Here is an 11,229-nt window from a genome sequence, read left to right as displayed (position 1 = left end):
ATGTCCATCGAGATGGCGTCTGCCGAGATAGCGTCGATGCTCTTGTCAGACGGGCGTCTGCCTACGGGCGGTCACGCGCACTCGTCGGGGTTGGAACCGGCACTGGTGGGCGGACTCCTGCAGAGTCAGGTCCCGGATTTCATCCGGGGTCGACTCGAAACAGTCGGACTGGTCGAGGCCGCTGCAACCGTGGTCACGCGACGCTGGGCCGTAAGTGAGGGTGGTGCAGGCGAACTCGAGGACATCTCGAGGGAGTTGCTCGCTCGGACTCCCAGCGCACCGCTGCGTGAGGCGTCGATTCAGCTCGGGCGTGGGCTGGCAAGGCTGGCGTCGCGATTGTGGCCGCAACACCCCGCGGTGCAGATCCTCATGGCCCTGCCCGGGCATCCGATGCGTCCGCTCGCGTTGGGAGTCTTCACGGCGATCTCCGGGATGGACGACCTACAGGCAGCTAGATCCTGTCTGTACGACGACGCTCAAACGGTGGCGTCGGCGGCATTGAAGCTACTGCCGGTGGATCCGGCAGAACCGGTCGAATGGCTGCTCCGAGCTGCCTCGACCATCGAAACCGTCGCAGCGGCTGCCGTAGCAGTCGACGGCGTCACAGATATACCCGCTACAACAGGACCGTTGGTCGAACAATGGTCACTCGAACACCACGCTCGATCCAGGAGGATTTTCCGTGCTTGACAACCTGAACAACACCGCCACTGCTGCAAGAGGTTTGAGGCTCGGCGTCGCCGGACCGGTTGGCACCGGCAAAAGTACCCTCATCGCCACCATCTGCCGCGAGCTCGCGTCGGAGTACGAGATTGCGGTTGTCACCAACGACATCTACACCGACGAGGACGCGCGACTGTTGCGCGCGGCCAACGTTCTGCCGATTGAGCGCATCGTCGCAGTCGAGACGGGCGCGTGCCCGCACACGGCTATTCGTGACGACGTCACACCGAACCTCATTGCGGTCGAAGACCTCGAGCGTCAGTTCCATCCCCTCGACATGGTGATCGTGGAAAGCGGTGGTGACAACCTGACCGCCACGTTCAGTCCGGCCTTGGTCGACGCCCAGATCTTCTGCATCGACGTCGCCGGCGGCGGAGACGTCGCACGCAAGGGTGGTCCCGGAATTGAGCGGGCAGATCTGTTGGTGGTCAACAAGATCGACCTGGCCCCCTACGTCGACGTCGACGCGGTCCAGATGGTTGCCGATGCCACGGCCGCACGTGACGGACTTCCCGTTCTCGCGCTCAGCCAGAAGGATCACGCCACGCTCGACCAGCTCAGCGCGTGGCTTCGCCAGGTCATCGCAGCTCATCGCGCGGGTAGCCACACCCCGCAGGATCCGGGACCGATGGCACCGCACTTCCATGCCGATGAGGAAGACCACGACCACGGACACGGACACGGTCACGGGCACAGTCACTCTCACGCTCACTGATGAGTGCCGGAGCTACGCGGGTCGTCGTCGAGAGAGTGGGTGACACCGCTGTTGCACGAGAGCTGATCTCGGGCGACTTCCTGGCCCCGCGATTCGTCGACGCTCGCGGGCTCACCGTGCGAATTGCCTTGGTAGGGCATAGCGCAACGCTGCTGGCCGGTGACGACCTGCGTATCGAATTCGTGGTCGCGCCGGGTACGTGTCTCGAGGTGATCGAGCCTTCAGGGACCGTCGCGTACAACGCGCGCGGTGGCCGGGCGTCGTGGTCGGCTTCGGCCAGAGTCGGTACCGGTGCGGCGCTGATCTGGCGTGCGGCACCGTTTGTCGTCGCCGGCGGCGCGGATGTGACCAGGCGCGTGGATATTTCGCTGGAATCCGACGCGGTGGCGCTGCTCGACGAGATGATCGTGTTCGGCCGGACCGGCGAAACCGGCGGTGCGCTTCGCTCGGATCAGCGAATCACCGTCGACGGTGACGCGCTTCTCGTGGAAACACTCGATCTGCGTAGCGTGCCGGGCCGTTCGCTGCCGGGAATTCTTGGTGGTCATCGCGTGCTCGGTACAACCATGCTGCTGGGGATGAAGACTTCCGACGACGTCGAGGGGCACGTGACGCCTCTGGCGGGACCGGGGATGCTGGCCCGGGCTGTGGCCGATCACGCACACGAGGCGAGCGCGGCTCTGGACGAGATCTGGTCGCAGTGGCGGGCACGGGTCGCGGAGAAGTACAGCGACTGATCTGCCCGACCGTCACATTCCGGGCGGCTGCATCGTCCACTATGTGACCAGGCCGAAGAGAGCCGGGCGCACAGGTTTGACGGAGGCATCATGCGAATTGTTGTTCTGGGCGGAACCGGCCAGATGGGAAAACTGGTCGTAGAGCTGGCAAAGGCAGGGGGCCATGAGGTGGTCGCTGCCGCTCGATCGACGGGAGTCGACATCTTCAGCGGTGCCGGGTTGGACGAAGCGTTTGCCGGCGCCGACGTGGTCGTCGACGCGAGCGATCACGTCACCAACAGTGCCAAGAAGGCGATCGATTTCTTCGAGACCGCAGCGAGGAATATCGCCGCGGCCGAAACCAGAGCCGGCGTGAAGCACCACGTGCTGCTTTCGATCGTGAACTGCGACGATCCGCAATTGAAGTCGTTCGGGTACTACCAGGGAAAAGCTGCGCAGGAACGCGCGGTGGAAGCGTCGGGCATTCCGTTCACGATTCTGCGATCCACCCAGTGGTTCGAGTTCGGTGAGAAGACCATCGCCCTCTTCGGACTCGGGCCGGTCGCGATGGTTCCGCGGATGCGGTCACAACCGATAGCAGCGAAGACCGTTGCCGAGGCGCTCGTGACCTGTGCTCAGAACGGTCCGACCGGGAGGGCTCCAGACCTGGCCGGGCCCGAGGTCCTCGAGATCCCGGCCATGACGCGCGAGATCTTGAAATACCGTGGCCGACGTAAGTGGCTGATCCCGATCTCGATGCCGGGAGCGGGTAAGGCGATGAAGGGTGGGGCGTTGCTACCCGGGCCTGGATCGACAACTGCAGGACCCACGTTGGAAACCTGGTTGCACGAGAACTGAATAGGAAAGGCGGCCGCGCAGGTGCGCGGCCGCCTTTTACTCACGTGGACGGTTGGGTTCAGAGATCCGGGTACGAGGTGAGGTTGTCGACCTTCTCGGTGGTTTCCGGCTCTTCCGGCAGCTTGCCGGTCACCAGGAAGATGACACGTCGGCCGACCTCGACGGCGTGGTCGGCGAATCGCTCGTAGAAGCGGCCGAGCAGCGTGACGTCGACAGCTGCGGCAACGCCGTGCTTCCACTCGCGGTCCATGAGGACGGTGAAGAGGTGGCGGTGGAGGTCGTCCATCGCTTCGTCTTCTTCGCGCAGACGGGCAGCGCGCTCGGGGTCGCGGGTCTCGAGGACGACCTTGGCGGCCGCACCGATGGAGACAGCAATGCGTCCCATCTCGGCGAAGTAGCCGTTGACCTCTTCAGGAAGCACGTGGTTGGGATGTCGGCGACGCGCGATCTTGGCGACGTGCAGGGCGAGTGCACCCATGCGGTCGATGTCGGCGACGATCTGGATTCCACTGACCACCGAGCGCAGATCTCCGGCAACGGGAGCCTGCAAGGCGAGCAACGCAAACGCGCGCTCCTCGCAGATGGTGCTGAGTTCGGTGATCTTGTCGTGTTCGCCGATTACTTGTTCTGCCAGGGACAGGTCTGCCTGGAGCAGGGACTGGGTGGCGCGCTCCATAGCGGCACCTGCCAGTCCTGCCATCTCGCCGAGCGTGTCTGCAAGCTCGGTCATCTGTTCGTTGTAAGCCACGCGCATGAGGTCAGAGCCTACGTGCCGTGAAAGACCAAGTCACAAGCACCAGGTGAACGCAAGGTGAATGAACGCGTGTCAGTCGCAGGTGGTGTCGCCGGCGTTGACGCTGGCGATGTCGGCGGGCAGAGCCGTCGAGGTGCTGGTGTCGACCGACGTCGGATTTGCCGCCAGCATGGTCCCCGGGTCGGCGGGGGCGACGACGGTGCCGGAGAAATTGCTTCCGACGACGACCTCGATCATGTCTCCCATGCTCGGAGCGAGGACGAGAACCGCGCCGGGAATCGACGATGCGACAGTCACCGCTTCAGCCTCGTAGCCTGCGGCGTAACGCACGACGGTGGTCGACGCTTGAGCATTCGCCAGGCCGGTGGCTGCGCTGAAGTTACCGACCGTGGAGATCTGGAAACCGTAAGCAGCGAGGCTGTCGGCGATTGTCGCGGCCTGCCCGGCAATTCCCGACGCGTTGGAGACGTCGACCGAGATGTTGTAGGCGCTCATCGCTTCGACTGAAGTGGCGGCGGGCGGCGTGCTGGACGTAGGAGCGGTCGTCGTGGAACTGGTCGACGACGGTGTGGTGTCCTCGCGCTCTTCACCCGGAAGCGGATCGTCGTCGATGATCGCCTGGAAGAGGGACTTGATCTCGTCGGTGCGAGGAATCTCGTTGCCCCAGTCGTTGGTGCCGTCGGTGGGGACCGTCAAGAACGTGACCGCGCCTGCATCGACGTTCTGTAGCGAACGGCCGAGGGTGACCAGTGATTTCGTGTCGATGTTCTCGACGAACGTGTCGCTGGTGAAGGCGTTGATGAATCCGTTGAGCTTGCTCGGATTGAGGAGGACCTGGTTGGACAGGGCCGAGCGGAGCAGCGCCGACAGGAACTTCTGCTGGCGAGTGATGCGTCCGTAGTCGCCGTTGCCCTCGGCTTCGACGTGGCGGGCGCGCACGTAATTGAGTGCGGTACGGCCGTCGAGCATCTGCGTGCCGCCGGACGCGAGAACGGTTCCGAGAATGCCGTCTTCGATCGGTCCGGGGGAGCAGACGTTCACGCCGCCGACGGTGTCGACCATGCGCTCGAAACCGGCGAAGTCCATTCCGACGAAGTGTCCGATCTTCAGGCCGGACATCTTCTGGATGACCTTGACCAGGCACTTGGGGCCACCGAGTGCGTACGTCGCATTGAGCTTGTCGCCACTGGCCGCTGGGAAGGTTTCGCTGGTGTACTTGCCGGCGTCGTTGTCCCAGCCCTGGCAGATCGGACGTTCGACGTCGAGGTCACGGGGGAAGGAGACTGCGACGACACGGCTTCGGTCGGCGGGAATGTTCACGAGCATGACCGTGTCGGCTCGGGCACCTTCGGCGTCCTCGACGGTTCCGGCGCCGATCTCACCACTCGCACCGGCGCGGGTATCGGTGCCGATGATCAGGTATGTCTCGTCACCGAGCTGGCCGCCGGCGTCGATGATGTCGTCGGATTCGGTGTCGAGTGCTGCAATCTGATCGAAGCCGCCTTCGACCGATCGCAGATAACCCCAGACGACGCCGGTCAATGCGAGCGACATGACGGCCAGGAACGCTACTGCTGATCGGCCGATCACTTTTGCGCGATGGCGGCGGCGAATCTTGCTTTGCGCCAGGCGGGTGGCGCCGGTGTCACCGACTATGCGCGGCACTGCGGAGGTGACGGGATGTTCTTCGGTTATCCAGTCCGCAGCGGCAGGCGGGACGGTCGGACGCGCGGGAATCGGCCGGGCCGGGGGCGGTGCTGATGCCGCCGGGGGTGGTGCCGATGCAGCTCGAGATGGAGTCTTGGGTGGTGCGGACTTGGGCGGCGCCGCCGGGGCAGGTGGCGGCTTTTTGTCGCCTACCCGACGGACCAACTCGGCGACCGACACGGAGTCGTCGGTCGGAGGCGAATCCCGTCGGCCGGTACGTCCACTGCTGCGACGCTCCGGGGGACTGGGCGGTTGCGGTGCTGGTCGCTGTGATGTTGAAGGGCGTGGTGTTGCCGGGCGCTGGGGCGTTGCCGGTTGGTCCGGTCGGGCGCTGCGGAAGCGCTTGTCTGCGAGCGGACGTTCCCAGGGGGCGCGGCTCTCGGGCGGAGGTGGGCCCGAATCGTGATCATCACCCACCGATGCAACCTGTCCCGTCGTCGACTGTCAGTAACTCGTCATTCAGATGCCGGCGTCAACCGGTTGTCGACGAAGCTGGAGCCATATTACTGGTGAATCCTGAGTGCTCCACTCAGAAAGTGATGTGAGTAATCCGACGGCGTGTTGTCGCTAGCCGCCAGAGTGCATCATGTCAGCTCCCACCGGCACAAGGTCGTCCTCGGGATCGTCGAGCCAACCTTCCGGGAGTGCTACCTGACCGGGTGAGCCTTGGCGTCCGCGCGGGCCTTCGGCGTCCTTGGGGAACGGGACGTCGTGATCGAGCTGTCCGAGCAGGTCGTCCAGTTCGGACAACGTGCTGACCAAAGCCATCGAGACCCGTAGATCCGATCCGACCGGGAACCCACGCATATACCAGGAGACGTGCTTGCGAAGTTCGCGCAAGCCCTTCATTTCACCGTGATGCGCGGCGAGCAGTTGGGCGTGACGGGCGATGATCTTGGTGACTTCGCCGAGCGTCGGCGGCGTGGCGATCTGTTGTCCGTTGAGAGCTGCGCTGAGTTCCGCGAACAGCCATGGCCGTCCGAGGCAGCCGCGGCCGACGACGACGCCGTCGCAGCCGGTCTCGTTCATCATGCGGGCAGCATCCGAGGCGTCGAAGATGTCGCCGTTGCCGAGGATCGGAACGTCGGTGACGTGTTCCTTGAGGCGCGTGATCTCGTTCCAGTCGGCGGTGCCGGAGTAGCGCTGCGACGCGGTTCGTGCGTGAAGCGCGACGGCAGCGGCGCCTTCAGCTGCGGCGATCCGGCCGGCGTCGAGGTGTGTGTGATGTTCCGGGTCGATACCGACGCGCATCTTGACGGTGACCGGGATGTCGGTGCCTTCGGTGGCGCGCACGGCTGCCGCGACGATCTGTCCGAACAGTCGACGCTTGTACGGCAGCGCGGATCCGCCGCCCTTGCGGGTCACCTTCGGTACCGGGCAGCCGAAGTTCATGTCGATGTGATCGGCCATGTTCTCGTCGACGATCATCTTGGCTGCGGCGTACGTCGTATCCGGGTCGACGGTGTACAGCTGCAGCGACCTGGGCGTTTCGGTCGGGCCGAACGTGGTCATGTGCATCGTGGCGGGCTGGCGTTCGACGAGCGCGCGTGCGGTGACCATCTCACAGACGTAGAGCCCGGACGTGCTGCCTGCACGTTCGAGTTCGAGTTCACGACACAGCGTGCGAAAGGCGACGTTGGTGACGCCCGCCATGGGTGCGAGGACCACGGGGCTGTGCAGCTCGAGTGAACCGATACGAAGGGATGACATGTCTACCTCTGAACAAATACTTGTGACAATTGGAAGTGCCCGGTACCGAATCCGGTACCGGGCACAGAATAGCCGGTGAAACTAAGAAGCCTGCTGTTCGCGCTTGGCGGCTTCGCGTGCGAGCATGCGATCGCGCTGTTCCTCGAACTTCGTCGCGTTGGCGGCGAGGCTCTCGAGGAAGGCCGCCAACTCTTCGCGCGTGTTCTCGCCTTCGGCGCTGAAATCGTTGCGCTCGAAGATGTTCCACTTGCGCAGGACAGGCCAGACGACCTCGTCGAGGTGCTGGCGAAGGTCGTAGATGCCGTGCTTGGCCATGAGAGCGCCGTTACGACGGAAGTTCGGCATGCCGGCGCCGGGCATCTGGAAGTTCTGGACGATGTTCGCCACAGCTTTGAGAGCCTGGTCGGGAGCAAGATCGAGCGCGGCGGCGCAGATGTTGCGGTAGAAGATCATGTGCAGGTTCTCGTCGGCCGCGATGCGCTGAAGCATCTTGTCGGCAATCGGCTCGTCGCAGGCCTTGCCGGTGTTGCGGTGGCTGACGCGCGTCGCGAGTTCCTGGAAGGTCACGTAGGCGACCGAGTGCAGCAGGCCGGCGTCACCCTCGTCGATGGGCGCGCTGTAACCGTTTGTCATGTGTTCCATGCGGAAGCGCTCGAGCTCGACGGGGTCGACCGCGCGCGTGACGACGAGGTAGTCACGCATCACGATGCCGTGACGGTTCTCCTCGGCGGTCCACCGGCCGACCCACGTTCCCCAGGCACCGTCCTGCGAAAAGTTCTCGGCGATCTCGCGGTGGTACGACGGCAGGTTGTCCTCGGTGAGCAGATTGGTGATCATCGCGGCGCGAGCTACCTCGCCGAGTTGTGACTGCTCGAGACTCCAGTCCTCGCCGCCCATGGCTGCGAAGTTACGACCCTCGTCCCACGGAACGTAGTCGTGTGGATGCCATTCCTTGGCCATGGAGATGTGGCGGTTGACGTTCTCCTCGGCAACCGGCTGCAGCTCTTGTAGCAGCTCCAGCTGCGTCAGAATCCTCGTCATTTCTTGCCTCCATGTTGAGTGAATGCGCGACTTCGCCCCAGCCTACGGCACCGTAGGTTTGAAAAGAATGGCATGAAAATTGCTCCCCTCGAGGGATGTTACCGATCCGTAGTTATCCGGGGGCACTTTCACGACCAAGTCGTTCTTTGGACGTAGTCGCGGAACGTCCGGGCGGGGTCGGACAGCTCGCGGCTCTTCGACCAGATCAGGCCTATTTTTCGCTGTGCTCCTTCGATCGGTACGTAGACGACTCCTTCGGCCCAGATCGGTGGATCCTGAACCGGCATGACCGAGACGCCGAAGGACGCGGAGACCAGTCCGCCGACCGTTGCCAGCTCACTGCTCTCGAAGACGAAATTCGGAGTGAATCCTGCGGCCGCGCACAGTTCATCGAGAATTCTTCGCATCCCGAAGTTCGGATGCATACCGATGAACGGTTCGTCGGCCGCGTCCGCAAGCTCGACCGAATGCAACTTTGCAAAGCGATGATCAGCCGGAACGGCCAATGCCAGTGACTGCTGAGCGATTTGCATCCACGCCACCTGCGGATCACGCGGCTGCGGCGAGACGACGGCCAGGTCGGACGTGCCGGCGGAAATTCTGTCGACCAGGAACTGTGCACTGTCCTGATGCAATTCGAATCGCACCCCGGGATGCTCGACGCGATATCCCCGCAGCATGTGCGGCACCAACCAGGTGCCGAACGAGTGGAGGAAGTCGAGCCGGACCGTGCCGCTCTCGGGGCTCGCCAGCGACTGGATTTCGGTTTGCGCCGCGTCGAGGGCGCGGAGCGCGGTCCGAGCGTGTTCGTAGAGGATCTCGCCGTACCGGTTCAGTTCGAGTCGGCGTCCCTGACGGTCGAAGAGCGTCACGCCGATCTGCCGTTCGAGGCGTGCGAGTTTGCGCGAAAGGGTCGGCTGCGACAGGTGAGTCAGATCCGCGGTAGCGGTCACCTGTTGGGTTTCGGCGAGAACGACAAACCAGTCGAGGTCTTCGGTCAGCATCACGAACCAAATCTATATGCGTTCTGCGCATATAGAACTCCAAGTATATGCATTTTCTTTTGTCGAAGCTCGGCGGGAAGATTCTTACCGGAGGTAAGTGATGCCTGGAGGTACGTGGTGACTGTCGAGAATGTGATCGAATCCGAGGTGGCGCCGCTTCGCCGGGGATCCGCCGGGTATCGCACGGTGACCGTTGCGTTGTTCGCGGCCGGACTGTCGACGTTCATCTCGATGTACGCGGCACAGGCATTGCTCCCCGCGTTCGCGGAAGGCTTCGACATCTCGCCGGCGGTGTCTGCGCTTTCCGTCTCGGCGACGACGGGCATGCTGGCGTTGGCGATCATTCCCGCCAGTGCGCTCTCCGAGCGTTTCGGTCGCACACGGGTGATGATCGCGTCGGCGTCGGCGTCCTGTGTGATCGGTTTGCTTCTGCCGCTGAGTCCGACGATCGAGGTTCTGCTGGTCGGACGCGCAGCACAAGGATTGGCTCTGGCTGGTGTCCCGGCGGTGGCGATGGCCTATCTGGCCGAGGAGGTCGATCGGAAGGACCTCGGTGCGGCGATGGGAAGGTACGTCGCCGGTACGACGATCGGTGGATTGATCGGACGGCTTGTTCCGTCGGCCGTGGTCGATTTCAGTACCTGGCGTTGGGCACTGCTGACTGCGGCTCTGCTGTCAGCGTTGTTCGCGTTCGACATGATCCGAAAGTTGCCCGCGTCGAAGTTCTTTCGCCCGCAACCTGTATCGCTACGCACGACAGCATCGAATCTACGACGCCACCTTGCGAACCCGTCGCTGCGCACGCTGTTCGCCTTGGGTTTCATCCTGATGGGCGGCTTCGTCTCGATCTACAACTTCCTCGGATTTCGGCTCACGGCAGCACCTTTCGGCCTTCCTGAAGCACTTGTCGGGCTGGTGTTTCTTTTCTACCTTGCCGGTACTTTCACATCAGCGGTAGCCGGCGCGGCCTCGGACCGGCTGGGTAGGCGCAGTGTTCTGCTCGGCTCGGTTGTCGTCATCGGTATCGGGCTGGCACTGACCGTTCCGGACAACCTGGCGTTGACACTCGTGGGAATGCTCCTCTTCACCGGAGGATTCTTCGCGGCACATTCGGTGGCCAGCGGGTGGGTGGGGTTGATCGCGACCGACCACCGGGCCGAGGCGTCGGCGTTGTATCTGTTTGCCTACTACGCGGGTTCGTCCGTGGCGGGTGCCCTCGCGGGTCTCGCGTACGCGGGCGGCGGTTGGGGTGGGGTCAGCGCCTTTGTCGGCGCGCTGCTGTTGGTTGCGTTTGCATTGTCGCTGAAGATGTTTCGAACTTCGATGGTCGACTGACAGTGCACTGAGGCGACCCCGAACGGGATCGCCACAGTGCGAATCTGTCGAGCGACTTACTTCTTGCCGCCGCCGAGGAGGCCGCCGAGCAGGTCTCCGAGGCCGCCGCCACCGGATCCGCCCAAGATGCCGCCGAGTGCTCCGCCGATGCCGCCGCCGGAATTGCCACCACCGCCGAGAATTCCGCCGAGGAGATCCCCGAGTCCGCCACCACCGGAGGCCTGGGTCTGCGCGCCAGCTCCGCCACCGGTGAACTGCTTGGCGAGGTAAGCCAGGACGATGGGAGCGAGGATTGGCAGCAACTGCTTCACCAGATCGTTTCCACCGTCGCCACCGACACCGCCGAGTGCGCTGGCGACCTGATCGGTGTTGCCGCCGAAGATGTTCGAGACGATCTTCTGACCGTCAGCGGTGTCGACTTTGCTGATGTCGACGCCGTCGTCGAGAAGGCTGGTGTCGGCGTGCGACTGCAACGCGCTTTCCAGCGATGCTGCGCCGGCGGGATCCTGCGCGTTGGCGCCCAGGCCACCGACGAGGGTCGGAAGTGCAGTCTTGACCGCCGATTCGGCAGTTGCCTGGTCCACACCGAGTTGCTGCGCGATCTGGTCGATGGGGATCTGGGATAGAAGGTCGTCAAGCGATGCCATTGATGCCCTACCTCTTCTG

General features: G+C 63.7%; 11 protein-coding genes. 5 read left to right on the top strand and 6 right to left on the bottom strand.

Going from position 1 to position 11,229, the window contains the following annotated elements; genetic code table 11:
* The 4 genes from R4P65_RS04335 to R4P65_RS04320 all read left to right on the top strand — a co-directional run bounded on the left by R4P65_RS04335 (position 1) and on the right by R4P65_RS04320 (position 3,012).
* Positions 1 to 690: an urease accessory protein UreF gene (locus R4P65_RS04335; RefSeq protein WP_317825577.1), complete on the top strand. Its 690-nt coding sequence runs from the start codon at positions 1 to 3 to the stop codon at positions 688 to 690.
* Complete coding sequence (gene ureG, locus R4P65_RS04330) at positions 683 to 1,438, top strand: urease accessory protein UreG (protein WP_317825576.1); 756 nt, start codon at positions 683 to 685, stop codon at positions 1,436 to 1,438. The genes R4P65_RS04335 and ureG overlap by 8 nt, the downstream gene beginning before the upstream one ends.
* Entirely contained in the window at positions 1,438 to 2,175 is a 738-nt protein-coding gene (locus R4P65_RS04325; RefSeq protein WP_317825575.1) for an urease accessory protein UreD, read from the top strand. Before ureG ends, R4P65_RS04325 begins: the two co-directional genes overlap by 1 nt.
* Positions 2,176 to 2,265: 90 nt before the next feature.
* Positions 2,266 to 3,012, top strand: coding sequence for an SDR family oxidoreductase (locus R4P65_RS04320; protein WP_317825574.1), 747 nt, complete (start codon positions 2,266 to 2,268; stop codon positions 3,010 to 3,012).
* 58 nt (positions 3,013 to 3,070) lie between these two features.
* Here R4P65_RS04320 and phoU read toward each other — a convergent pair whose 3' ends face one another.
* The 5 genes from phoU to R4P65_RS04295 form a co-directional block, all read right to left on the bottom strand.
* Positions 3,071 to 3,766 carry a phosphate signaling complex protein PhoU gene (gene phoU / locus R4P65_RS04315; protein WP_003940130.1) on the bottom strand — a complete coding sequence of 232 codons (696 nt, stop codon included), beginning with the start codon at positions 3,764 to 3,766 and terminating at the stop codon, positions 3,071 to 3,073.
* 72 nt (positions 3,767 to 3,838) lie between these two features.
* Positions 3,839 to 5,890 (bottom strand): LCP family protein, encoded by a 2,052-nt coding sequence (locus tag R4P65_RS04310; protein WP_317825573.1) that lies wholly within the window; start codon positions 5,888 to 5,890, stop codon positions 3,839 to 3,841.
* 150 nt (positions 5,891 to 6,040) lie between these two features.
* Positions 6,041 to 7,183: a tRNA dihydrouridine synthase DusB gene (gene dusB, locus R4P65_RS04305; RefSeq protein WP_003939756.1), complete on the bottom strand. Its 1,143-nt coding sequence runs from the start codon at positions 7,181 to 7,183 to the stop codon at positions 6,041 to 6,043.
* An 81-nt stretch (positions 7,184 to 7,264) separates the two neighbouring features.
* Complete coding sequence (locus R4P65_RS04300; RefSeq protein WP_230814657.1) at positions 7,265 to 8,224, bottom strand: acyl-ACP desaturase; 960 nt, start codon at positions 8,222 to 8,224, stop codon at positions 7,265 to 7,267.
* Between the two features lie 128 nt (positions 8,225 to 8,352).
* A complete protein-coding gene (locus R4P65_RS04295) occupies positions 8,353 to 9,228 on the bottom strand; it encodes a LysR family transcriptional regulator (RefSeq protein WP_269068236.1) in 876 nt (291 codons plus the stop codon).
* A gap of 117 nt (positions 9,229 to 9,345) precedes the next feature.
* Here R4P65_RS04295 and R4P65_RS04290 point away from each other — a divergent pair, with 117 nt between their 5' ends.
* Positions 9,346 to 10,563, top strand: coding sequence for an MFS transporter (locus tag R4P65_RS04290; RefSeq protein WP_230814655.1), 1,218 nt, complete (start codon positions 9,346 to 9,348; stop codon positions 10,561 to 10,563).
* 56 nt (positions 10,564 to 10,619) lie between these two features.
* Here the strand turns inward: R4P65_RS04290 and R4P65_RS04285 are convergent, their stop codons facing one another.
* The gene (locus R4P65_RS04285) at positions 10,620 to 11,210 is read right to left on the bottom strand and encodes a DUF937 domain-containing protein (RefSeq protein ID WP_230814654.1); all 591 of its coding nucleotides are present in this window, start codon (positions 11,208 to 11,210) and stop codon (positions 10,620 to 10,622) included.
* Between the last annotated feature and the right edge of the window lie 19 nt (positions 11,211 to 11,229).

The organism is Rhodococcus sp. IEGM 1318 (assembly GCF_033142465.1).
GTDB classification, from domain to species: domain Bacteria; phylum Actinomycetota; class Actinomycetes; order Mycobacteriales; family Mycobacteriaceae; genus Rhodococcus_F; species Rhodococcus_F qingshengii_B.
This window is presented reverse-complemented; position numbering and strand designations above follow the sequence as displayed.

Bases quoted from the DNA above. Each gene is read 5' to 3' on its own strand.
- R4P65_RS04295 (WP_269068236.1), bottom strand. From the start codon at position 9,228: ATGCTGACCGAAGACCTCGACTGGTTTGTCGTTCTCGCCGAAACCCAA.
- R4P65_RS04300 (WP_230814657.1), bottom strand. From the start codon at position 8,224: ATGACGAGGATTCTGACGCAGCTGGAGCTGCTACAAGAGCTGCAGCCG.
- R4P65_RS04285 (WP_230814654.1), bottom strand. From the start codon at position 11,210: ATGGCATCGCTTGACGACCTTCTATCCCAGATCCCCATCGACCAGATC.
- phoU (WP_003940130.1), bottom strand. From the start codon at position 3,766: ATGCGCGTGGCTTACAACGAACAGATGACCGAGCTTGCAGACACGCTC.
- R4P65_RS04325 (WP_317825575.1), top strand. From the start codon at position 1,438: ATGAGTGCCGGAGCTACGCGGGTCGTCGTCGAGAGAGTGGGTGACACC.
- R4P65_RS04320 (WP_317825574.1), top strand. From the start codon at position 2,266: ATGCGAATTGTTGTTCTGGGCGGAACCGGCCAGATGGGAAAACTGGTC.
- dusB (WP_003939756.1), bottom strand. From the start codon at position 7,183: ATGTCATCCCTTCGTATCGGTTCACTCGAGCTGCACAGCCCCGTGGTC.
- R4P65_RS04335 (WP_317825577.1), top strand. From the start codon at position 1: ATGTCCATCGAGATGGCGTCTGCCGAGATAGCGTCGATGCTCTTGTCA.